Annotated in this window: 14 protein-coding genes and 2 tRNA genes; 4 read left to right on the plus strand and 12 right to left on the minus strand. The window is 36.5% G+C overall.

Annotation, left to right across the window (positions count from 1 at the left end; translation table 11 throughout):
• Window positions 1–102 precede the first annotated feature (102 nt).
• The 3 genes from nagA to frr all read left to right on the plus strand — a co-directional run bounded on the left by nagA (window position 103) and on the right by frr (window position 2,573).
• Entirely contained in the window at window positions 103–1,200 is a 1,098-nt protein-coding gene (nagA, locus tag R2Q16_RS03820; RefSeq protein ID WP_316735252.1) for an N-acetylglucosamine-6-phosphate deacetylase, read from the plus strand.
• Window positions 1,201–1,264: 64 nt separating this feature from the next.
• On the plus strand, window positions 1,265–1,969 hold the full coding sequence (gene pyrH, locus R2Q16_RS03825; protein ID WP_316735254.1) for a UMP kinase: 705 nt from the start codon (window positions 1,265–1,267) through the stop codon (window positions 1,967–1,969).
• 40 nt (window positions 1,970–2,009) lie between these two features.
• Complete coding sequence (gene frr, locus R2Q16_RS03830) at window positions 2,010–2,573, plus strand: ribosome recycling factor (RefSeq protein ID WP_316735255.1); 564 nt, start codon at window positions 2,010–2,012, stop codon at window positions 2,571–2,573.
• A gap of 143 nt (window positions 2,574–2,716) precedes the next feature.
• On the opposite strand, the gene R2Q16_RS03835 is transcribed toward frr, so the two are convergent.
• Both R2Q16_RS03835 and R2Q16_RS03840 read right to left on the minus strand, forming a co-directional pair.
• A tRNA-Asp gene (locus R2Q16_RS03835) sits at window positions 2,717–2,860 on the minus strand.
• Between the two features lie 72 nt (window positions 2,861–2,932).
• Window positions 2,933–3,040: transfer RNA gene (locus R2Q16_RS03840), tRNA-Asp, on the minus strand.
• A 156-nt stretch (window positions 3,041–3,196) separates the two neighbouring features.
• On the opposite strand from R2Q16_RS03840, the gene R2Q16_RS03845 reads away from it, so the two are divergent.
• The gene (locus R2Q16_RS03845; protein ID WP_025145395.1) at window positions 3,197–3,673 is read left to right on the plus strand and encodes an Lrp/AsnC ligand binding domain-containing protein; all 477 of its coding nucleotides are present in this window, start codon (window positions 3,197–3,199) and stop codon (window positions 3,671–3,673) included.
• Window positions 3,674–4,122: 449 nt separating this feature from the next.
• Here R2Q16_RS03845 and feoB read toward each other — a convergent pair whose 3' ends face one another.
• The 10 genes from feoB to R2Q16_RS03895 form a co-directional block, all read right to left on the minus strand.
• Complete coding sequence (gene feoB, locus R2Q16_RS03850; RefSeq protein WP_316735256.1) at window positions 4,123–6,231, minus strand: ferrous iron transport protein B; 2,109 nt, start codon at window positions 6,229–6,231, stop codon at window positions 4,123–4,125.
• Between the two features lie 12 nt (window positions 6,232–6,243).
• Complete coding sequence (locus R2Q16_RS03855; protein WP_316735257.1) at window positions 6,244–6,459, minus strand: FeoA family protein; 216 nt, start codon at window positions 6,457–6,459, stop codon at window positions 6,244–6,246.
• 143 nt (window positions 6,460–6,602) lie between these two features.
• Window positions 6,603–9,362, minus strand: coding sequence for an outer membrane beta-barrel protein (locus tag R2Q16_RS03860; protein ID WP_316735258.1), 2,760 nt, complete (start codon window positions 9,360–9,362; stop codon window positions 6,603–6,605).
• A gap of 133 nt (window positions 9,363–9,495) precedes the next feature.
• A complete protein-coding gene (locus R2Q16_RS03865) occupies window positions 9,496–12,315 on the minus strand; it encodes an outer membrane beta-barrel family protein (protein WP_316735260.1) in 2,820 nt (939 codons plus the stop codon).
• A gap of 248 nt (window positions 12,316–12,563) precedes the next feature.
• Window positions 12,564–12,962, minus strand: coding sequence for a VanZ family protein (locus tag R2Q16_RS03870; RefSeq protein WP_316735261.1), 399 nt, complete (start codon window positions 12,960–12,962; stop codon window positions 12,564–12,566).
• Between the two features lie 10 nt (window positions 12,963–12,972).
• Window positions 12,973–13,353: a glycine cleavage system protein GcvH gene (gene gcvH, locus R2Q16_RS03875; protein WP_316735262.1), complete on the minus strand. Its 381-nt coding sequence runs from the start codon at window positions 13,351–13,353 to the stop codon at window positions 12,973–12,975.
• Between the two features lie 164 nt (window positions 13,354–13,517).
• Window positions 13,518–14,132, minus strand: coding sequence for a hypothetical protein (locus R2Q16_RS03880; protein WP_316735263.1), 615 nt, complete (start codon window positions 14,130–14,132; stop codon window positions 13,518–13,520).
• A gap of 72 nt (window positions 14,133–14,204) precedes the next feature.
• Window positions 14,205–21,404 carry a cell surface protein SprA gene (gene sprA / locus R2Q16_RS03885; RefSeq protein ID WP_316735264.1) on the minus strand — a complete coding sequence of 2,400 codons (7,200 nt, stop codon included), beginning with the start codon at window positions 21,402–21,404 and terminating at the stop codon, window positions 14,205–14,207.
• An 11-nt stretch (window positions 21,405–21,415) separates the two neighbouring features.
• Window positions 21,416–22,000 carry a Holliday junction branch migration protein RuvA gene (gene ruvA / locus R2Q16_RS03890; protein WP_316735265.1) on the minus strand — a complete coding sequence of 195 codons (585 nt, stop codon included), beginning with the start codon at window positions 21,998–22,000 and terminating at the stop codon, window positions 21,416–21,418.
• A 69-nt stretch (window positions 22,001–22,069) separates the two neighbouring features.
• Window positions 22,070–24,394 carry an NADP-dependent malic enzyme gene (locus R2Q16_RS03895; RefSeq protein WP_316735266.1) on the minus strand — a complete coding sequence of 775 codons (2,325 nt, stop codon included), beginning with the start codon at window positions 24,392–24,394 and terminating at the stop codon, window positions 22,070–22,072.
• Between the last annotated feature and the right edge of the window lie 229 nt (window positions 24,395–24,623).

Genomic DNA, 24,623 nt, shown 5'->3' on the forward strand with positions numbered 1-24,623 from the left:
TATCCAAATTTCAGCATAAAGCTCTCTGATTATCGAAGAATTGAAATTTTAAAATGGTTATCTATCAATTATATCTAAATTTGGTTAAACTTCATTAATTATATGTCTACAGCTATATCAAACATAAGTTATTTTAAAGGCGATGTATTAAGTACAAATCAGGACATTATATTAAACAACACACTGATTTCAGGAATAAAAAAATCAGATAATCAGTCGTCAAGCTCATTATTAGTTACTCAAGGATTTATCGATTTACAAATTTATGGTGCAGGCGGTAGATTATTTTCAGCGTCACCTACTGTAGAATCGTTAACCGTGATGGAAAACGAGTTATTGAAAAATGGTACAACTGGTTTTTTAGCCTGTATGGCCACTAATACACCAGAAGTTTTTAATGAGTGTATTAAAGCGGCAAAAGAGCATCGTTCAATTGCAAAAAATTGTTTGGGCTTGCATTTAGAAGGGCCGTTTTTAAACCCTAAACGATTAGGGGCACACGTTCCAGAGTTTGTCCGAAAAGCAACATTAGATGAAGTTAAAGCTTTATTAGATTTTGGCGATGGTGTAATTAAAATGATGACGATTGCACCAGAATTGCAGGATGATGAAGTGATAAAATATCTTTTAGATAATGGCGTGGTTGTTTCTCTAGGACATAGCAATGCTACTTTTGACGAAGCGACAAACGCCTACAACAAAGGGGTTCAAACCACAACGCATTTGTTTAATGCAATGAGTCCGATACACCACCGCGAACCCGGAATACCAACTGCTTTATTCAGTCACAGTAAAGCGGTAGCAAGTATAATTGCCGATGGGCAGCATGTCGATTTTGAGGTGGTTAAAGTTGCCAAAAAATTATTGGGAGAAAGATTATTTCTGATAACAGATGCAGTTACAGAATGTGCAAACGGACCATATCAACATGTAAAAAGTGGAAATAAATTTGTTATGCCTGATGGAACATTATCGGGCTCATCTTTGACCATGTTGCAAGCTGTTAAAAACTGTGTAGAATATTGTGATATTTCTTTGCCAGAAGCTTTAGATATGGCTACAAAATATCCTTCGAAACTTATTGGTATAGATAACTTAACCGGAGAAATTGCCGTCAACAAATCTGCAGACTTGCTAATTCTCGACGAAAGATTAAACCTAAAACAGGTAATATTCAAAGGTGAAGAAATATCAATCTAAATATTTACATCAATTCTTAAAAAGCATAGCCAAGTATTAAAAAAATGTTAATATTTTTGAGGTCATGAAATACAAACGCATCCTATTAAAGCTTAGCGGCGAATCGCTAATGGGCGAAAAACAATACGGTATTGATAATGAACGTGTTAAACAATATGCTGAAGATATTAAAGCTGTACACGATAAGGGATTAGAAATAGCAATCGTGATAGGTGGCGGAAATATTTTTAGAGGTTTAAGTGCCGAAAAAAGTGGAATGGACAGAGCGCAGGCCGATTACATGGGCATGTTGGCAACGGTAATCAACTCAATGGCTTTGCAAGATGCATTGGAGAAAGTTGGTTTAAAAACCCGCTTACTAACGGCAATTAAAATGGAGCAAATTTGCGAACCATTTATCCGTAGAAGAGCTGTACGTCACTTAGAAAAAGGTCGTGTGGTAATTTTTGGTGCAGGAACCGGAAATCCTTATTTCACAACGGATTCTGCTGCTGCTTTAAGAGCAATTGAAATTAAGGCTGACGCAGTTTTAAAAGGAACAAGAGTTGATGGTATTTATACCGCAGACCCTGAAAAAGACCCTTTTGCAACTAAATACGAAGAAATTTCTTTTAAAGAGGTTTATGCTAAAGGTTTAAACGTAATGGATATGACCGCATTTACGTTGTGCGAAGAAAACCAAGTTCCAATTATTGTGTTTGACATGAATAAACATGGCAATTTTATGAAAATTGCCAATGGTGAACCGATTGGTACTTTGGTAAAATAACCATTTAAAAATTTATTATTTTTGTAGAAATACACACATTATGAACGAACTCATAGAATTACAATTAATGGATGCCCAGTCTTCGATGGAAAAGGCAATCGATCATTGTGAAGCTGAATTAACTAAAATTAGAGCTGGTAAAGCATCAGCAGGAATGCTTGATGGTATTTTTGTTGATTATTATGGCGCATCTACTGCTTTGGCTCAAGTGGCAAGCATTAATACACCCGATGCAAGAACAATCGTTATTCAACCTTGGGAAAAATCACTTTTAACTGTTATTGAAAAAGCGATTCAGGTGGCTAACATTGGCATTAATCCTCAAAATGATGGTATTGTGATTCGTTTAGTTGTACCGCCATTAACTGAAGAACGTAGAAAAGACCTGGTTAAAAAAGTAAAAGAAGAAGCTGAACGCGGCAGAATTACCGTTCGTAATATCCGTAAGGATGCAAACACTAAAATTCAAAAATTGAAGGGTGATGGCGTTTCTGATGATGAGATTAAAACAGGTGAAGGCGAAGTGCAGAAATTAACTGATGCTTATATTGTTAAGGTTGATAAACACGCAGAAGCTAAAGAAAAAGATGTAATGACAGTTTAACTGTTTTACAAATTTGATATTAGAAAGGAACAAAGAAATTTGTTCCTTTTTTTGTTCATAGCTATTTCAAAAAGCCTTTAAAAAGAAAAAGAGCAACCCATCCGGGATTGCTCGATTAACTAACTTATTATTCATAAAAAATGCTGTTGGGGAAGGAGTCGAACCTTCAAGGGGTAGTTAGCTACAGTTCAAAAAATTAATTGTGGTCAACCCAATAAACTGCGTTTGTCCCATTATTCCCCACCACCGAGACAAGGAGGCGTGTCTGCCAATTTCACCACCCAACATTTTAGTCAAAAGTCTTGAGTCTGTAGTCAACAGTCTAAAAACTTAAGACTTATGACTCTCGACTATTGAAGCTGTAGGGGAAGGAATCGAACCTTCAAGGAGTGGTTAGCCGTTTCCGATTTTCCAAATTCTCCGCCACCGAGACAAGGAGGTGTGTCTGCCTGTTTCACCACCCTACAGTATGTTAAACAAATTGTTAAAGAACGTTCCTTTTTCTTATTTGCTTAATACAAATGTAAAGGAACATCTAATACCTTGCAAATATTTTAAACATTTAATTTTATTTTTATAATATTGATAATTTTTATTAAATTTGCTTATCAAAATCAGAAAATATGCTTAAAAAAGATAATTCCAATTTAGAAATTGACAACCTCGACATTGATATTTTAAAACAATTAATGCAAGATGCGACCAAACCTTATACTGAAATCGCAAAAGACTTGATTGTTTCAGGTGGTACAATCCACGTTAGAATGAAGAAATTACAGGAAATGGGCATTATAAAAGGATCGCACTTAATTATCGACCCACAAAAGGCTGGTTATGATATTTGCGCATTTCTTGGTATCTATTTAGAAAAAGGAATACAGTACAAAGATGCAGTAGCTCAATTAAGCAAAATAAAAGAGGTTGTAGAACTTCATTACACAACCGGTGCTTACAGTATGTTTGCGAAGATAATTTGCAGAGACACCAACCACTTACGCCATGTGCTAAACGAAGAAATACAAGCAGTAAATGGCATTCAGCGTACTGAAACTTTAATCTCGTTAGAAGAAAGTATCAAAAGACAGATTGAGTTGGGGTAAGCGTTTTAAGTTATAGGTTGTACGTTTTACGTGAAAAGCAGAAAGCGTATAGTTGAAAGTTAAGAGTTGAAAGTGTAGAGTTGAGCGAATAATGTGTGATAAGGCTATGATTTTTATTGAAAGGTAAATTGAGATTTAATCTTTTATTTGGAAATGAAGGCTTGAAGCTCTTCTGATGCTGTAGTCCTGCTATACGCTTTGGTTCCGATTTTCATCGGAAGCCGCCGCTGCTATCGGGTTTAAGAACAACGGTGCGTGCAATAAATAGCAAATTGCATATAAACAATTATATATGCTAAGCGCCTTGGCCGATAATAGTAATACAGAATAAACCCCTTAGACCCGATTGTAGTGAACATGGAGCCACAGCTATTTCAGCTGTGGTGGAGTAAAACGAAAAGCGGGAACAAGCTTTAGCAGTTGCGAAGAACCTTGCTCTTCAGATAAATTTATTTAAGCAATTGATAGGCAATTAATGCGGCGAAATATGCCATTGCTGTCATGTAAACCAATTGTATTACAGGCCATTTCCAACCTTTGGTTTCACGGTAAACAATTGCCACAGTGCTCATACATTGCATAGCGAAAGCATAAAACAACATAAGTGATATTCCGGTTGCGAACGAATACACGGGCAAACCAGTACGGCTATTTACTGATGCCGACATACGTTCTCTAATTGTTGATGTATCTTCATCGCCACCATCAACACTGTATATGGTTGCCATTGTACCAACAAATGCCTCACGGGCTGCAAAAGAGGTAATTAAACCGATGCCGATTTTCCAATCGTAACCTAAAGGACGAATGGCAGGCTCTATCCAATGGCCGAGAATACCAACATAAGAATTTTCGAGTTTCTCTGTAGCAATTAAGGTTTCTATGTGCTCTGTATTTTTTGTGGTATCACTTAAAGCAGATTCATATTTTTTCTCAATATCTTCGAAACGGTTTCCTGGTCCAAATGAAGCCATTACCCACAGTATTATTGAAATTGCGATAATAACTTTACCAGCTTCAAAAACAAAGGTTTTAGATTTTTCGTACATGGTAAAAAGCACATTTTTCCATCTAGGCATACGATAGATGGGTAGCTCCATGATAAAATACGCTCTTTCTTTGGTTTTAATGATGAATTTCATAACCCAGGCCACTAATACCGCAGCAACTAAACCCACCAAATACATTATCATTAAGGATAAACCTTGCAGACTAAAAATGCCAAAAACGTTTTCTTCGGGTATAATCAGCGAAATGATTAAAATGTAAACCGGCAACCTCGCAGAGCAACTTACCAAAGGCGTTACCATAATGGTTATCATCCTGTCTTTCCAGTTTTCGATGTTTCTGGCCGCCATAATTGATGGAACTGCGCAAGCTAAACCACCAATCATCGGTACGACAGATTTTCCATTTAAACCAACTTTACTCATGATTTTATCCATCATAAAAGTAACCCTGGCCATGTAACCGGTATCTTCCAGTATAGAAATAAAAGCGAAAAGAATGGCAATTTGTGGGATGAATACAAAAATTCCACCTAAGCCGGCTATTATGCCATCCAAAACCAAATCGGTTAACATACCTGCGGGAAGATATTCGTGACCAAGTTCTGTAATTAGACCAAATGTACTTTCAATCAAATCCATTGGATAAGACGACCAGGCAAAAATTGCATTAAATATTACAAAAAGGATTGCAAGAAAAATTGCAAAACCCCAAACTTTATGTGTTAAAATCGAATCGAGCTTATCACTAAAAGTGAACTTTTTAGCTAAGCCATTATTTGTAACAACACCAGAAAGTAATGTATTCAAATGTTTGTATCGGGCAATTGTTTCCGCAGCTTGAACTTTTGAAGATTCAAATTTATGCGAAACTTCAATTTGTTCTATCTCTTCCTGCTCCTGTTCGCTAAAAAACTTTAAATATTCATGTTGGTGCAACACCTGCAAAGCATAATAATCATTATCAGAATTAAGCTTTGATTTTATTGCATTAATCGCCTCAGGCGCTAAAACGTTTACATCAACATCTTGAAACTGTGTTGCAACTTTATTTGTATTGGCAATGGCTTGTTTTAATTTATCAATGCCAATATTATTACGGGCTGAGATTGAAACCACCTGAATGCCCAATTTTTGCGCAAGCTTATCTAAATCAATATTGATTCCCTGCTTTTCGGATAAATCAATCATATTCAAAGCCAAAATCATCGGAATGCCTAAATCTGCAACTTGCGAGTATAGTAATAAATTGCGTTTAAGGTTAGAGGCATCGGCAATTAAAACAATTACATCAGGAAAGGCTTTGTTAGATTTATCGGCAAGCACCTGAAAAACAATACTTTCATCAGTGCTTTTTGGATATAAACTGTAAGTTCCGGGTAAATCAATAATTTCTGCTTCACTACCATTTCCAAGTTTCATAAAACCTGTTTTTTTATCAACAGTGATACCCGGAAAATTTCCAACTTTTTGATTTAATCCCGTTAAACGGTTAAACAGAGTAGATTTACCAGTATTGGGATTACCAACTAACGCAACTTTAATATTCAAACCAGCTTAATTTTATTGAATGATAATGACATCAGCTTCGCTTTTACGTAAGCAAAGCTGATAACCTGCAACTCGAATTGCCATTGGATCTCCTAGCGGAGCAAAGCGTTCTACTTCTACAATCTCGCCGGGCAAACAACCCATCTCCATTAATTTTACAGATAGATCTAAATCTGTAAATGAGCTAATGGTTCCTTTTTCGCCGACCTTTAATTGTGAAAGTTTCATTTGCATTATTGTATTTATTTAGCAAAATAAACTCAATACAGAGTCACATGCTAATTTTTGTGCAATTTAGCCTTTCTTTAGATTTATTCCAAATAAGCAGGTAACAATCGTATGCCCTAAATCAATCGATGACCATAAGCTGATTAATTCCTTCTGCCTCCAAAACCACCACCTCTGTTTCCTCCTCCGTTTCGTTGGTCACGCATCATGTTCATATTTTTTCCGCCCATACGGTTAAGCGCATAAGTAAAAGAAAACATAAAATAACGTTTTAAAACATTATAGCTTACATCCTGAATGGTATTATTATTTGCTGTCCTGGTGATGCCTTGATTTTGATTTAATAAATCGTTTACTGCAGCTTTAAGCGTACCTCTATTTTTGAACATTAGCTTGCTTATGTAAGAATTTATTAGCGTAAAGTGTGTATCAAAACCTTCTCCTCTGCCAGTATTCTGATTATAATCGGCATCGATGTTCCAGCGGATATCGCCCGGGAAAAGATAACTTACACTCACATTCGGACTAAAAGTATAAAACCTTGTATTTGAGTTTGGCTGAACAGAATAAGTAGCTCGATTTATAGAACCATTTACTCCCGCAGTTAAATCCAATTTATCTAAGTTAGATACTAATCGATATCCATTGGTAATGCCCCAACTGTTGGTAATATTTTTTAAGGAGTTGGTGAAATTCACATCACGGTCGTAATTTCCTCCAATATTGATGTGAAAATTTAATTTATTTTCTGGTAAGAAAGGTAAACCGAGCGAAGATGAAATACTCCCCGAATAAGTTCCGTTTACATTAACAGGCAAAATGGCAAGTTTACCTTGGTCTACACCGCTTTGAATTAAGCTACTGCTGTTTGCAATCCGGTTGAGGGTTTGCGTTAAGTTCATATTTACAAAAAGCGACCGATTTTTACCAACAGTAAAAGTGTTATATGCAATGCGTAAGTTATTATTAAACTCTGGTTTTAAATCAGGATTACCAACCGGAATACTTTGCGTATTGGTATTATTTGGTATAGGCTGTAATTGTTGTATGGTTGGCTGATTTGTAGTTCCGCGATAATTGATAACCAAACGCTTACTATTGCTAAAATTATATCTATACATTGCCGATGGCGTATAATTGAAAACATTTTGCTTCAGCGTAAAACCCTGACTTATATTATTATTTGTGCGGTCGGTATTTTGAACTGCCATGCCTAAATTCCAGTTAAACCTTTTGCCATTACCATTAAAGCTGAAACCGGCAGTATTGGTTAAAATTGTGTTTTCATAAGAATTACTGTAGGTTAAATCTAAAATATCATATTGCAGCGTAGCAGGATTGAAATTATAGGTAAATCTGTCAGATGTATTGTGGTTATACCCATTCTGATAGTTTAATTCCAGATTTAAACTTTTGGATAATGGCTCCGTATAAACAAGCCTTGAATTCTGATTAATCGATTCGCTAGTTTGATCGTTAAACTGATTGGTAATTTTTTGGGTAGTTACACCTGCATTGGTTGTGTTATCTACAATGTTGTTGTAATTATCGGCATCGTTATTATTAATACTTGTATTTAAGTTTAATGAAAGTGTTCTTCCTCTTCTCTTAAACTTCCGTCTAAACAATATATTATTATTGATAGATGGCGAGGTATTTTTATTGTTTAAGGCCTGTGTTCCATTGGTGGTATAGGTACTATAATCTCTGGTGTAAAAACTATTATTTGAACTTTCATTGTTTGTGTAACTTAATGTAGGCTGAATTCTTAATGAGGTTAAGGAATCTATTTTTGTATCAACCATAAAGTTTAACCGATGATTTAACCTATTTGCGGTATTGTTTTGATTGTTATTAAAAATGGTTGTGATATCACCCAAAAGATTTTGTGTAACACTATTTCGCAAAACGAGGTTTTCGGTTTTATTGAAAAAATAACTGGCATTAATCTGGGTTTGGTCAGTATAGGTATCTGCGAAATTAAAACCCAATGCATTTGTTGTGGTGATACCAGTTCCTCTGCCTCCTGCCCCACCATTACCACCTAAACCACCACCAAAATTTTGCTTGTTTACATTATTAAACTGCGCCACCAAACTCATTTGCTGATCTTGATTAAAGCGATTTAGATTTGCATTTGCATCATACCTATCATCAGAACCATAGCCAATGCTTGTATTTCCGAAGTAACCGTTTTTCTTATTTTTTCTTGTGGTGATGTTAATGATCTTAGTTCGGGTTCCATCATCAACACCCGTAAACTGAGCCTGATCAGATAATTGATCAACAATCTGTATTTTATCAACCATATCTGCGGGGAGGTTTTTGGTTGCCAAAAGTGGGTCGTTGCCGAAAAACTCTTTGCCATCAACCATTACTTTGGTTATGGTTTCACCTTGTGCTTTTACGGCTCCGGCTTTATCTACCTCAACACCTGGAAGTTTCTTGAGCAAATCTTCAACTACTGCATTTTCTACAGTTTTAAAAGAACTGGCATTAAATTCAAGCGTGTCTTTTTTAACAACAATTGGTGGTACTTCGGCTTTAATTTCAACAGTTTGTAAATCAATGGCACTTCCATCTAATATAATATCGCCAAGTGCAATTTCATTTTTATCAGCAGTAATTGAAAAATCTTTATTATTATTTTTCAAACCAATATAAGCTGCATAAATTTTATAATTACCTGGCTGAAGGTTTTTGAATGAGAATTTACCATCTTCGCCTGTGGTACCCGACACCACAACGCTTGAATCTTTAAGGTTTTTTATTACGATTGAGGCATAATCTAAAGGTTTTCTATCTTTCGATTGAACGACCCGACCGCTTACCATTCCGGGTTTTTGCTGGGCAAATGTTGATAGAGATAAAAATAGTAAAAGGCAGGTAAAAAATGTTTTCATTTGGTTAACGAGTAGTCTGTGTGTTATTGACTATCAAGCTACTGAAAGGTTTGTTTTATTATTGGTAACAATTGGAATACAAAAAAGCCTATCGCTTTTAACGATAGGCTTCTAAAAATTTTAAAATTAAATTTTAAAACCGCATACGTGGTGCACCACCACCCATTCCAGGCATTTGAACATCATTACCAATGTTTCTGCCACCAATACGTGTTAACGAATAAGTAAATGAGAACATGTAATAACGTTTTAATACGTTATAGTTTAAATCTGTAATTGCGTTGGCTGTTGCCGTACGACTAATTCCTTGATTTTGATTTAAAGCATCATTTACAGCAACTTTAAATGTGCCACGGTTTTTGAAAAACTGGCGACTGATGTACGCATTAACCAAAGTAAAATCGGTATTAAAGCCTTCACCTCTACCTGTGTTTTTCATATAATCCAAATCAACCGCCAATCTAATATTTCCAGGAAAAAGATAAGAAACATCAAAACTTGGATTTAAGGTAAAGAATCTTGTGTTTGAATTTGGTGTTGCAGAATAAGTTGCTCTCGTTACCGTACCACCAATTCCAGCCGTTAAATCAAGCTTATCTAAATTAGTAACAAACCTGTAATTATTTGTTAAGCTCCAGTTATTGGTGATGTTGTCGACACCGCTGGTAATGTTCGTTCCTCTAGAATAATTTCCACCTAAAGTTGCATTTAAGTTTAGTTTATTGTTTGGAAGAATTGGCTGACCTAAAACGACGTTGGCATTTCCGCTATAATTACCATCAACATTTATAAAGGTTGAAGCAATTTTACCATAATTTATATCTGCAATATCAGTGATAACCGATTGACTTGATGCAAAAGCATTAAAGGTTTGTGTTAAATTCAAAAACACGGCAAAGAAACGCATCTTAGCAAAAGCAAAATTATTATAACGAACACTTAAAGTATTGTTAAATGCAGGTTTCAAATTAGGGTTACCCAAAATAACAGATTGCGTATTGGTATTATCCGGAATAGGTTGAATCTGATCGATTGTTGGTTGAGCAGTAGTTCCTCTATAGTTAATAAATAACCTTTTGCTATTGCTGAAATTATATCTGAATTGTGCCGATGGTGTTAGGTTAACAAAGTTTTGGGTAAATACAACTCCTGTAGTTAAGTTGGTATTCTCCCTGTTAGTTTGTTGGCCTGCAATACCAATATTCCAATTGTATTTTTTCTGTGTTACGGTATAACTTAAACCGGCAGCATTTGTTAAAGTCTGGTTTTCGTAATGGTTAGAATAGGTATTATCAATCAAATCGAAGTTGCCAGTTATCGTATTAAAGTTGAAGATATTTCTATCAGAGGTACTGTTATTAATACCATTTTGATAATTTAATTCTAAACTTGTTGTTTTGGATAATGGCTCTGTATATACAACTCGTGTGGTATTGGTAATATTATGACTGCTTAAATCATTCAACTGATTGGTTAATTTCTGGGTAGTTACACCGTTTAGTGTACTATTTTCCGAAATGTAGTTGATGTTATCCGAATCGCTATCATTAATGGCAGTATTAATATTTAATGATAAGGTACGTCCTCTACGTTTAAACTTTTTTCGCACCAAAATATTATTGCTGATAACCGGAGTAGAATTATCTGTTGTGAAATTCTGATTACCAATGGTATTCGTTATTCCGCTGGCGATAACGTTATTTCTAACATAGTTTTGCAAGCTCAAACCTTTGTTCTCGGTGTAAGCCACATTCGGCTGAATTTTAATACTGGTGCTCGAATCCAATTTAGTATCAATCATAAAATTAAATCTATGATTGGTTCTATCGCTGTTACTATTTAGGTAATTATTTACATTTTGAGAAGTATTGCCTAATAAAGTTTGTGTATTACTGGTTTGCTCATTAAATACTGAAGATTTATTGAAGAAATAACTCCCCTGAATTTGCGTGCCATCTTTATAAGTATCGCCAAAATTTAAACCAGCAGCATTTGTAGTTGTGATACCGCCGCCGCCTGATGATGAATTACCACCACCAATATTGAAACCTCGACCACCGCCGCCACCGCCGCCAAATCCGTTACCCTGACCGCCGCCGCCACCAAAGTTTTGTTTATTTACATTATTAAACTGACCAATAAAACTAAATTGTTGGTCGTTATCAAACTTATTTACGTTTAAACTGGCATCGTAACGGTCGTTAGTTCCATAACCCACTGTACTATTTCCAAAATAGCCTTTTTTCATGCCGCTTTTGGTTGTAATGTTTAAGATTTTACTACGTGTGCCATCATCTACACCGGTAAATTGTGCCTGCTCTGATAATTCATCAATAACCTGAATTTTATCAACCATATCCGCCGGAAGGTTTTTTGTCGCTAATAATGGGTCGCTACCAAAAAACTCTTTACCATCTACCTTTACACGTGTTACTGTTTCGCCACCAGCTTTAATGCTACCATCCTTGGCAACTTCAACACCCGGAAGTTTCTTTAAAACATCTTCAACAACTGCATTTTCCCTAACCTTAACCGATTTTGCATCGTATTCTAAAGTATCTTTCTTAACAACAACAGTCGGAACCTGAGCCGTAACGTTTACATCGTTCAGATTTAAACCATCATCATCCATCGCGATGTCGCCAACATTTACCGCAGCTTTTGCAACTGTAATGTTTTTATTGGTTGTTTTTAAACCTAAAAATGCGGCTATAACTCTATAATTACCTGCCGGGATGTTTTTAAACGAGAAAGTTCCATCAGGGTTAGATTGACCCGATGCAACAACAGAGGAATCTTTTAAACTTTTAACCGCAATAGTAGCATAGTCTACTGGCTTTTTATCTTTGGCATTAATAACGCGACCATTAATCGCACCGCCATTCTGCGCCTGAGCAAAGTATCCACAAAAAATAAGAACAAGAAATATTGCTCTTTGAACGTAAATTTTCATCAAAAATTGAATATAATTAGTACAAAACTATGCTATCAGACTAAGGGAATGCTGAAAGGTTTGTTAAGGGATGTTAAATATAAAGTAACATTTTAAATACAGCTTAGAAAACAAAAGTTTGCCTTTAAACTATTAATGCCATTTATTTTTGTGATGGATAAGATTTGTAATACACTTTAGGGCAATTACAATTCTTTTTGAAGATGCTGCAACCACTTAATGTAATTACAACAAATAGTAAGATTAAACTAATTGGTTTTTTCATTGAAATTTAATTTATGCAATAGAACATAACTAAATACGGCCATAAAGCAGCCTAACATATCACTTGTAAAATCCCACCACTCCGCAGAGCGATAAGTAAAAACTTTCCATTGCAATAACTCAATTCCACCACCAATTATTGCGTTAATCAGTATGATTTTAAAAATAGTTAAGGTTCTGAAACCAAAACTATGTTGATAATTGATTTTCCCGTAAAATAGCAATACCGATAAAATATAAAAGAAACCCAAATGAGCCATTTTATCGAATCCAGTAAAGAAAAAACCAGAACCTTCTTTCTCCGGAAGATGGATATTACAAAGCACTAAAGTCACAACTGTCCATAATATGGCCCATTTTTGTGTTTTTAGTGCTTTGAACAAGGTCGTTGAATTATGCGCCAACTAATGCCTGGTAAGCGTCTGCAGTAAGTAATGCATCTACATCAGCAGCGTTAGATAATGAAACTTTCACCATCCAGCCTTTACCATATGGGTCAGAGTTTACCAATTCAGGATTATCATTTAATTCAGCATTAACTTCTAACACAGTACCAGCAATCGGCATAAATAAATCAGAAACAGTTTTAACAGCTTCTACAGTACCAAAAACTTCTTCTGCAGCTACTTCAGTCCCTACGCTATTGATATCCACGTAAACGATATCGCCTAGTTCACGCTGAGCAAAATCAGTAATACCGATATAAGCTTCGTTTCCTTCTACTTTAACCCATTCGTGGTCTTTAGTATATTTTAATTCTGATGGAAAATTCATTTTATAATTATTTGTTTATCAATAAGTTTTGTTAGTTACGACTGAGCCAGTGCAAACATTTTATTGTTTTAGCATTTGCTCGCGTCAAAAATACATATTAGTTTGATGAAAGCAATAATAGGAGGTAACATTAAAATGATATTGTTAATCTATTTGAGCAGCATTTATTCCTTAAACGCATTAAAAAATATATTTAATAATTTAATTGCAGCTTGTCTCCCTTTCCTGCCAGGACAGAACTTCTCGTAATCATGAAGCGCATAGAAGTTTAAGGGCTTAATCGAGGTCTTGGTTACTAACAGGATATAAATTCCACCGGCATCATCAATTGACATCACTCCTTTGCCTTTAACTAGCGGGCATCCCTCACCATCAACGGCATCATCGTTAATATTCCATGGCTTTAATTTCATTACTTGGTTCCAGAATAGCCAAAGGGAATCTGGAGACTTATCAACAACCTTGAAAAATCTATTGATTGACACTGACTCTTTCCAAAACTCATCATAATGATTGCTATACATTTCTTTTGCCATGGTCTTCGGCAGAGTACTATTAATTTTCAGAGTGTATTTTGGTTGCTTGTAATCGTAAGTATTTATAGTGTCTCCTTTTTTACTAAGAAACTGCACATTAGGACTTCTCTTCCAAACGCTATAATGTTGAATAAGGATAGTTGTATCAGCTATGCGTTGCATTGCTTTAACAATGGGACTATCAGCGAATTGAACTTGTGAACAAACTGACAGATAAGTAAAAAGAAGAAAAATAGTAATCATTAATTTATTCATGCTTACAAGATGATGAAAGTATACTTATTCCACAAATCACTTGTTAGCATTCAAACAAATTTAATTCAAGGTAAACCTCAAGCTAAAACCAAAATTACTGAACGATGTATTGAACGCCTGCGAAGTATATGGCTTGGTAATATTCGAATCGTAAAATAACCGAATATTGAATTTCTGGTTTAAAACATAATCCACCGTTGGTCTTAGTGTGATATTTTTTGCGCCAGATGATACTTCTGTTTGCGCCACTTCTTGGTTATTTCTATCGGTAACCGTTCTGTAGATTACTGTTTTATTATCTCTAATCGCAACATCAAGCTTGAAATCCATATTGTTATCCATTTTTAGGCTTTTAAACCAACCGAAAGGAAAACGGAATTTATTGGTTCGGTAACCGAAACCGACAACAATATTATTTTCTGAAAGTTGCGCCAACTGACTATTCGTTAAACTTAAACCCAATAATCTAGAACGGTTCAATTCGATGTTTGCGGTAATGTTATTTTTTAAACGTGTGTCTATACCAATCAAAGGAGAGAAATATTCTGAAACGGTTACCTGTGCAAACTGAAACTGTGGTAAAAAGTTATTATTCGCATCTCTTGTGAATACAGAACCGTTGTTTTCCTGGTAACGAAGTAGTGAATTGTAGCCATTAATATTATATGCCGAACGGTAACCATGCTTAATATCTACTGATGAGAATCTATCGGCAATAAAAGGAATTTTTGTCAATCCATTATAGGTTAAGCTCCAGTTTGGCAAAGGTATTTTAGGGAAAGAACTCAATTTCGAATTACTTGCATCTTTACCTGAATAAGCAGCCAAAAATGCTGCAATTACCACATCCTGACTTTCCTTGCCGTAACCATCTGCATATCCGTTTGTGATACCTTGAGAGTTTGGATTTTGCCCACCCAATCGGCTAGACATAATCATGCGGTTTGAAATAAATCTGTTGTATAAAGTAGAAACAGTACTTGCATTATTTTCCTTAAACGCTGTTCCGATAGCGATGTAAGAAATACTATAATCTCCGGTAGTAATTGCGCTCAGATTTTCGAAAGAAGAAACACTTGCCACATACCGGAAATTAGTTGAGAAATTCCTCGTTTGCGCTCGGTTTGCTCTGATGGTAATTCTTAAATCTTTAATCGGTTCTATCTGCCCGGTTAACTGAAAGTCTTCTCTGAGTGTATTAATATATTGCTGGTTTTGCAAAGTATCTGTAGTTAACCAGCCATTGTTAAGCGCCATATCTCTTATGTCTCGCTGACTACCAAAAACAAAGCCCAAACCAGGAGCACCCGTTATATTATCAATACCTAAATATCTTGTTGTTGGTAAATAACCCGGCAAAAACGTACCCTTAGTTTGTACATAATTAAGATTTACATTTTTTATACTGGTAAGTAAGTTGATGAAAAACTTCTTAGCGCCACCTTCTTCACTATTGTTTGCATTTCGAATAAAACCAAACTTACTGTAAAGGCTATTGAAATTAAATGTTGGATTTACCTGAATATTCCTGCTGTTTTGAACCGTATTGCCCAAATTAATATTCGGGTCATTCAAAGTTGCTAAAGGTTCAGTTTGCCAGTTAAAATTTGTACCATACTTCGTTAATAAAGTAACCCAGTTTAAGCCTGGAATTTTATTAATCGGCACGGCATAAGTTACGTTTAAGTTGTGGTTATAATCCGTTGTTCTACCCAAACGTTTTAAATTTTGCCATACGGTATCCCTTTTCAAACCCTCAATTCTTCCATCGGGTTCATCAATTATCGAATAATTCGTAGCATTAAAATCAAGTTGTAGAGAACGGGTTAAATTCCATGCGATGCCATACAAACGGCTCATCCTGAAATTTTTATTAAATGTTTTACCATAGCCGTTCTGAAGTAGAGGAATCGTATTATTTGGGTCGTTATTTCTCAGCGTATTCTCCGAATATAACCTGTCTACATCCACACGGAAATTTATCGCACTCGGTAAAATGCTAAAGTTGAAATCTCTGAGAATAGAAAGCATATTCGATTTTATAATCTTTTCAAAAGGCGCATAACTTCTTGCTTCTTTAGAATAACTATACTGCAGAGAGCCCCGATAATTATTCTGAATACTGTTCTGATTTATAAAATCACGATGATCATATTGGGTGTAAGCATAGCTTGCTGAAAAGTTTTCGATATCCCAAAGCCTTACCGGCTTGGTGTTATTGGTTCTTTCTTTTCTAACATTTGTAAAATTGATACCCCGCCTTACCGTGTAATCCTGCGCAAAGTTTAATATCGAATCCTTTTGTTCTTTGGTAGATTGGTCTAAAGCATTTTTCAGCTCAATATCCGGTGTCCGAGGGTTAAACTGTGGTGTAGCAACCTGCTTAGAATAACTTACAAACATTGGTATTTTAACACCCGATTTCTGAGGCAGAAACTTACCTAACTCAACTGCAGAAGAAACATCTAATAAAACATTATCAGCACGATTTCTTTCGCTCACGCGAGAATCGATGGAACCAAAACCAATTGTCGATTTACTTCCTGAAATATTTACGTCAGCAAAATCTGCCAGTTTTAAATTTAATCTGGCTGTTGCTGCCCATCCACCCCGTTCATCAAATTCTGTTAAACGAAGTTCGTTAAACCAAACCATTACGCTTTTATCCAAACCATCATCACGCCCCGGGCTTGCTAAATTTCTAAGCGGATTTTTTACCCCTAACATGTAAATTCTAACCTTACTCATATCGGGCTGTCCTTTAACAATAATAGTCCTTACGCCATCAGAATAAGTAAAAGGGACATTTATCGGCCAAGGCTGTCCGTTAGGTTGTTTAGCTACATTACGAGCCAACTTTGCATTTTGGAACAATGTTAAATCAATATCCATCCGATTTGCATCCGGCCAAATTGCATCTGGGTCAGAAGTTCCTGGTGTAGTAATTTTTAGCGGAATATCGTACTCGTAATAGTTATCCTGATTATCTGTTCCAATTCTTAAGAATGCAGCAACATCGCCATCATTTATCAGTTGGTTATTAAATGCTTCCGCATGGATAAACATTTCCAACCTTTTGTATGAGCGGAAATCGCTATAAGCTGTTTTGAAAGCTGCACGTCCGTAACCATCTCGAAGTGTTTTCACGCCCAACGCCAACGATTGCTCATTTAAACGGGTATCTCCACGGTAATTACTGTAATCCCTTTCTCTGATAATTCCTGGTGGCGTTACGTACGGAATTGGTGTACGCCGTCCATTTTCTTCGATATTTACAGTGGAAACCTCAACAGTAGAATTATCCGGAGTGAGCAATGGTAAGCTTGGGTCTACAATAACCTGATCGGCACCATTTTTAGCATTAAACTCCCGCCATTCGCCACGAATTAACTGCAATTTTGCGAAACGCATAATCGTTGTATCTGCAAAATTGGTCATAAACATCCTAAAGAAACGGATGGATTTAAAATCCTGAATGTTACCAACCTTTTGTTGATAATCCCCAATCGGCACACGGAACTGATACCAACTTACTGCCTGACTATTTCCATTAGCAAGCCTCACCGTTGAAGTTACCTTATCGGTAATATAATTTTGCCCAACAACTAAATCTGCCGGACGCATAGATACTTTATATTGAAAATACTCATCGCTTTGCGTCATGTTATTATCGCGATTAATATCCTCACCATCGGGTAAAGAAGTTGAAGCCGAGTTTTCTAATCCAAGCTCTTCTTGAGATTGTTGCGAAGTTTTAGAGTTCCCTTCAGGGCCGTTATACCTTTCATAGCGTTTTAATATACCTGCATTAATCTGATCTAAAGCCGGACCTCGGAAATAGGCGTAATCATCTGAAGATGGATCGGCATCGATAATGGCCGCCGCTGCCGGGCTCAACTGTGCTTTAATCGTATTAATTGCATTGGCAAATTTTGTCCGTTCGTTCTGGTTTGATAAACCATCCAAACCAACATCCTGCGCTCTACGGGCATCCGGATCGTTATCAAAAGCTTGTATAACAGGTTGCAATTTTGGAACACGACCCCAAGCAGTTTCATCATATTTTGATGGATCTTCATTGGCTGGCAAACCATTTTCCAATGATTTACGTCCGTCTTTTAGAATATCCTCAGAAATATTACCAAGATTGAAATAAACATCACCGCCAGCTGTATTACTTTTATTGTAAATGAATGGATCTAAAACCCAAAATTCTATAAAGCCCACATTCAAGGCTTCAAAATCATTCGTTTCTATTCTACGTTGAAAACCACCCCAATTATTTCTTGGATTGAGCAAAGTTCCATCTCTATTGAAACCCGTAGTTCGGTAATTGTATGGTCCACGAATGGTTGGGTAGTAAGCAACATCTAAAGTGGTAATATTTAATGCCTGTCCGGTTGCAGTTTGCTTAAATGGGAAAACCTCTTGCTCTATAACCTCACGAACGTAATGATTAGAAAGTTCGTTTCTATTATTACGAATATTTGCGGGCGTTGTTGAAGCCGCAGCGTTGTAGAATGTTGGGTCGATATTATAAAACGCAACCCTTGCCCTGTTGTATCCATACTCTAAATTATCAATTAACTGAGATTCTGGAAAAAGTTGCGGTGTACCAGAAAGTTGCCAGGAAATTGCACCTTTCAAATCGATAATCGACCTAGAAGCTTCAAAATCATCAAGATAACTAACACCATTTCTACTTCCTGCAAAATCTAAAGCCCTCGGATGCCCCGGAATAAGTTGTGCATACTCTCCATAAAAAGTGACGCTCGATGGCGCTTTGGTAGAAATGAATGGTATTTTATCAACCAGTTTAGTTAAGAACCTTGACGGTGAACTATAATTGATATCAGCACCCCAAATGGTATTTGAAATCGGTTCTTCGCCCAGATTAACTTTTTGAGTAAGAGGCTTCTCGGTAAGATTCATTATCGTACCGCCCAAATTTAACTTGTTATTAACCTTATAATCTAGCCTTGTACCAAATAGCGAACGTTGTTGCAAGCCAAAAAGCTCATTATTTTCTGTTGTAATTCGTATCGGCTGACCAGAAATTAAAAGTGCCTGATTAATGATACTTACCCTTCCACCCTGATAATCGACAGTAAAATCTACACCTTCTACCAAAGGCATTGTTCCGGCGAAAACTTTAACAGAACCTTCGGGAACATTTATTGCATTAAGGCTAAATTCTGATGAAACATCAGATTGGTAATGACCTTTAAATACAAATCTGTTCTTATCCTGAAACAGCTGTTTGGCAATGGTTTGCGTCGAATCGTACAATGCCGTAAAAGTGTACTTATCAATAAGTGCTTGTTCTCCGGGTGCAAATTTTGCGGCTAAATCCTTTCCAAAGGGTTCAATTACAGGGAAAATTATTCTTCCGTTTGCAGGGTCGATGGTAATATAGCCCGTATTAGTATTGTTAAGCAAGGCTGATAAACCAGTTCCGCTTAAATTAGAACCAAAGGTTGAACTATTATTTGCCGTATATGTATTTGTTGCAGAGCCAAAGGCATTATTTGCAGGCACGAAATCGAAAACACCATCAGATTTCCTTTCGTTCTGAGGATTTAACCTATCCACTTCAGTCAGGTTTATCCACTGTTTATTGGCGGTGTTCTGTCCTTCAGTCATTACCGGACTTTCAACGCCACTTTGGTTATCAATCCGGTAAACATCCAACCTAAAATTCTGACTGCTGATTTGATAGCCACCAATAGAATAGATGTTTTTCATCATCAGATCCCAGGTTGGCAGGTTAATTTTGGTAGTTTCGTTTTTTAATAATTTTGCATATAAAACTTTTGGTGTGGCACCGTCAAAAGTAACATCTGTAGAAAATTCCCCTACCTGATATTCTACGCCATTGTAAGTGTATCGATAGGCAACGGCCAAAACTTCATCGCCATTTAAACCATTATTTAGGGAGATATAACCAAGTTGCGGCTGAAAGGTAAACTCTCTATCGGTTAGTTTTCTGGCATAAATTAATTTAGCAAAGTTATCCGTTCCGCCATTTCCCTGAAAGTAGGAAATTACATCGTTCGAGTTTGTAAGCCTTGCACCTGCCGGAAGGTTTTGTAATAAATTATTCGATTGTTGTGGAAACCCTGTAGCTGTTGTTCCGGCCGGAAGTGCAGAAGTTCCACCTGTGATTTGCGCAGTATTAAACGGGCTGTTTTCGCCTAAGTCAATTAATCCCAAAACGTCGCGAGAATCGGTAGTGTTGCCCGCCTTATTTGTTATCCAAACTTCAATTTTTGTAATCTGAATAGGCGAAGTTATAATCGGTGCATTAGCTAAATTTCTGTTGTAGGTATTTCTGAAGTATTGCGATAGGAAAAAGTGACGATTGGCTTCATAATTATCTGCACTAACCCTAAAATCATTTGATTGTGCACCATTCGTAATTTTAATCTCTCTTGATTGTGATTTCTGCTGGGTGTAAACACTCGTGACATTTAACTTGCCAAATTGAAGTTGCGTTTTCAAACCGAACAAAGCCTGTGTACCAGAAATTAAGCTCGTATTTAGTGGCAAACTCACATTACCTGCTTCAATTTTTTTAATGATATCATCTGGTCCACCCGTGTAATCCAACTTAATTTGATTTTCGAAATCGAACTGGGCTTCGGTATTGTAATTACTTTTGATTTTTAATTTTGTACCAATGTTTCCAATTAAATCCATCTGGATTCTTTGATTGAAATCGAAATTTGTTTGAACCCTTTGGCGCTCGTTAAATAATGGATTTTCGTTTCTGTTCGTGCGACCAAGAAAAGTCAATTCGGCCTCGCCACGAGGTTGAATATCGATAGTTGTACCACCGAATAACTTTTCAAAAGCTTTACTATTTACCTGAATTTGTGGAATAACACCTGTGTTTCTAAAATCGCTAACCTCAGCATTGGAAATACTTCTCCAATTGCCACGCTTAACCTCACTGTTAACCAATCGTTGGTACTCATCAATTGTTAAATATTGAATACTGGTTACGTATTTATCGCCAACTAAATCTTTTACAATGTACCGTTTGGTTTTAGGTTCAAACTCTACCGTTCTTTTTAAACCATTTGGAAGTGGATAAAAAGGATTGGTGGTTGGACTTAAACCAAGCAATTGTTTTTCGCGGAGGCTGAAGTTATTTTTTAACAAAGAGGTATCCGCTTTGCCAGTTACAACTTGAGCAAAGCTGTTTTTTGTGGCAAGTAGAAGTGGGATGAGAATTAATAGGGTAAATATTCTCTTCAAAGGCGGTTAGTCTATAAGTTCTTCAAGGCTTGTTTAATTAGCTGCTCTACCGAAAGCGTTCCTTCTGTTACTTTTAAAATCTGATCGATAGTTTTTTCGGCTGTTTGTTTGGCGAAACCGAGCATCACTAATGCTGATAACGCTTCATCTTTAACGGTATTGTGTTGAGGTACAGAAATTAATGAATCCACACCTTCCTTTTTCAGTTTATCCTGCAACTCTAAAACCAGGCGTTGTGCGGTTTTTGCACCTAAGCCCTTAATCCGTTGTATTAAAGGGTAATCTGCATTAACAATTGCGGCTTGGATTTCGGTTGGCGTAATGGATGAGAGAATCATCCTTCCTGTATTCGGGCCAATGCCCGAAACAGAAATTAAATGTAAAAATAAACGGCGTTCGCCCTCATCAGCGAAGCCGTATAATGTATGTCCATCTTCCTTAACATGTAGCCAGGTATAAAGCTTACACCTTTCTGTTTCGGCAAGACTACTGTATGTATTTAACGAAATATTAATATGATAACCGATTCCTCCCGCTTCTATTACAACATAGGCAGGGTTTTTAAAGGTAAGTTTACCATCAATGTAGGCGTACATATTGAGATTTCGAATTACAATTTTAGAATTTTAATTTAAAGCTAATTGCAGTTAAAAGCAATTAATAACTTATTTTTTTGCTGATGTTTTTGTAAAAATACCTTTTCGCTTAGCACCACCTGCCGATTCTTCCTTTGCTTGTGCATCAGCAACGGCAATGGTAACCATATTCACAATTTCACGCACCGAACTGCCTAATTGCACAATATGCACAGGCTTATTCAAACCTAACAAAATCGGACCAACAGCCTCAGCACCACCAAGTTCCTGCAATAATTTATAAGCAATATTACCAGCTTCCAGGTTTGGGAAAATTAATGTATTTGCAGGTGCATCTGCCAGTGTACTGAAAGGGAAATTATCTTTCAACAATTCGTTATTCATGGCAAAGTTTCCTTGCATTTCGCCATCCACTACAATTTCCGGATGCTCCTTATGCAAAATATTTACAGCCTTTCTAACTTTCTCGGGTGTTACACCATCATTTGAACCAAAGTTTGAATAAGATAACAAGGCAACCCTTGGTTTAATGTTAAATTGCTTAACCGATTTCTCTACCAATAACGTGATGGCAACAAGTTCTTCGGCAGTTGGGTCTACATTTACAGTAGTATCTCCAAAAAATACCGGACCTTTTTTAGTCATCATCATATACATACCAGCAACGCGTTTCACCGATGGGTCTACACCAATTACATGTAATGCAGGTTTAATGGTATCGCCATAGTTTTTGGTTAAGCCAGAAATCATTGCATCAGCCTCACCAAACTCAACCATCGATGCTCCATAATAATTTCTATCTCTCAATAGTTTTGTTGCATCGCTGGCAGAAATCCCTTTACGCTGACGTTTTTTGTACAAAGCATCGGCATATTGTTTCGTCTTCGCCGGATTTTGCATCTGATCGATAATTTCAACGCCATCTAACTCCAACGCATGAGCATCAATAATATCTTGTATCTTTTCTCTGTTACCCAATAAAATCGGAATTGCGATTCCCTCATCTTTAACGATTTGAGCCGCTTTTAAAATTTTATAATTATCAGCCTCTGCAAAAACTACTCGTTTAGGATCAGACTTTGCTTTGTTGGTGATGGCACGCATGATAACATCATCCAAACCTAGGCGTTTTCTTAACTCTTCATGATAAGCATCCCAATCGGTAATAATTTTGCGGGCTACTCCGCTTTCAATTGCTGCCTTTGCAACCGCGATCGAAACCTCGGTAATTAACCTAAAATCAACCGGTTTTGGAATAATATAATCCTTACCAAACTTAAGGTTACGGGCATTGTAAGCAAGATTTACAGCTTCTGGAACAGATTTTTTCGCCAGTTCTGCAATTGCCTTAACGGCTGCAATCTTCATCGCTTCGTTAATGGTTGTTGCACGAACGTCTAACGCTCCGCGAAATATGTATGGGAAACCCAGAACATTATTAACCTGGTTTGGATAATCAGAACGACCAGTTGCCATAATAATATCCTTACGGGTTTTTACAGCAAGTTCGTAAGCAATTTCCGGGTTTGGATTTGCCATTGCAAAAACAATCGGGTTTTTCGCCATACCAACCAACATTTCTGGTTGGATAACATTTCCTGCTGATAGGCCGATAAATACATCGGCGCCTTTCATGGCATCACCGATATTTTTAATGTCTTTTCTGGTTGTAGCGAAACTCATTCGCATATCATCCAAGTCAGTACGTTCGGTGGTAATTAAACCATTAATATCGAACATCACTAAGTTTTCGGCTTTCACACCTAGAGATAGATACATTTTAGAGCATGATACTGCAGCAGCACCAGCGCCACTTACCACAACCTTAATTTTATCTATTTTCTTTTTCTGGATTTCGATAGCATTTAACAACGCTGCTCCAGAAATAATCGCCGTTCCGTGCTGGTCATCGTGCATTACAGGAATATTCATTTCCTCTTTTAAACGACGCTCAATTTCAAAACACTCAGGCGCTTTAATATCTTCTAAATTTACCCCACCAAATGTTGGCTCCAAAGCCTTAACGATTTTAACAAAATCATCAACATTTTTGGTATCTAATTCTAAATCGAATACATCGATATCGGCAAAAATTTTGAATAACAAACCTTTACCTTCCATAACCGGCTTGCCTGCTTCAGGGCCAATATCGCCCAAACCTAAAACGGCTGTACCATTACTGATTACCGCAACAAGATTTCCTTTTGCGGTGTATTTATAAACATCATCTGTATTATTAGCTATTTTTAAACAAGGTTCTGCAACACCCGGCGAGTAAGCCAAGGTTAAATCGCGTTGCGAAGTTGTTGGTTTTGTAGGTACTACTTGTATTTTTCCTGGCCGCCCTTGCGAGTGGTAATCGAGTGCATCTTGCTTTCTATTGATATTACTCATTAAGTAACTTATTAGTGACGGCGCAAAGGTACAATTCTTTTTATAAGGCTTAACATAAAAAGGCTACTGAATAAAAAGAATAAGCAATCCTTAAATTGTTTAAATAATCATTAAGCTACTTCGACAGCCAATCTATATCTAATTAGGCTAATTCTTAAGATATAGGTTTTTATTTTAACATTCAATTATGAATTAAGCAATTTGGAAACGTTTTCTTAATCCTAAATAG

Origin of the sequence: Pedobacter aquatilis, from assembly GCF_032678425.1 — a bacterium.
Taxonomy (GTDB): Bacteria; Bacteroidota; Bacteroidia; order Sphingobacteriales; family Sphingobacteriaceae; genus Pedobacter; species Pedobacter aquatilis_B.

What these genes read in the sequence shown, in the direction of transcription:
- nagA (WP_316735252.1), top strand. Translation starts at nt 103, where the DNA reads ATGTCTACAGCTATATCAAACATAAGTTATTTTAAAGGCGATGTATTA.
- pyrH (WP_316735254.1), top strand. Translation starts at nt 1,265, where the DNA reads ATGAAATACAAACGCATCCTATTAAAGCTTAGCGGCGAATCGCTAATG.
- frr (WP_316735255.1), top strand. Translation starts at nt 2,010, where the DNA reads ATGAACGAACTCATAGAATTACAATTAATGGATGCCCAGTCTTCGATG.
- R2Q16_RS03845 (WP_025145395.1), top strand. Translation starts at nt 3,197, where the DNA reads ATGCTTAAAAAAGATAATTCCAATTTAGAAATTGACAACCTCGACATT.
- R2Q16_RS03855 (WP_316735257.1), bottom strand. Translation starts at nt 6,459, where the DNA reads ATGAAACTTTCACAATTAAAGGTCGGCGAAAAAGGAACCATTAGCTCA.
- R2Q16_RS03860 (WP_316735258.1), bottom strand. Translation starts at nt 9,362, where the DNA reads ATGAAAACATTTTTTACCTGCCTTTTACTATTTTTATCTCTATCAACA.
- R2Q16_RS03865 (WP_316735260.1), bottom strand. Translation starts at nt 12,315, where the DNA reads ATGAAAATTTACGTTCAAAGAGCAATATTTCTTGTTCTTATTTTTTGT.
- gcvH (WP_316735262.1), bottom strand. Translation starts at nt 13,353, where the DNA reads ATGAATTTTCCATCAGAATTAAAATATACTAAAGACCACGAATGGGTT.
- R2Q16_RS03880 (WP_316735263.1), bottom strand. Translation starts at nt 14,132, where the DNA reads ATGATTACTATTTTTCTTCTTTTTACTTATCTGTCAGTTTGTTCACAA.
- ruvA (WP_316735265.1), bottom strand. Translation starts at nt 22,000, where the DNA reads ATGTACGCCTACATTGATGGTAAACTTACCTTTAAAAACCCTGCCTAT.
- R2Q16_RS03895 (WP_316735266.1), bottom strand. Translation starts at nt 24,394, where the DNA reads ATGAGTAATATCAATAGAAAGCAAGATGCACTCGATTACCACTCGCAA.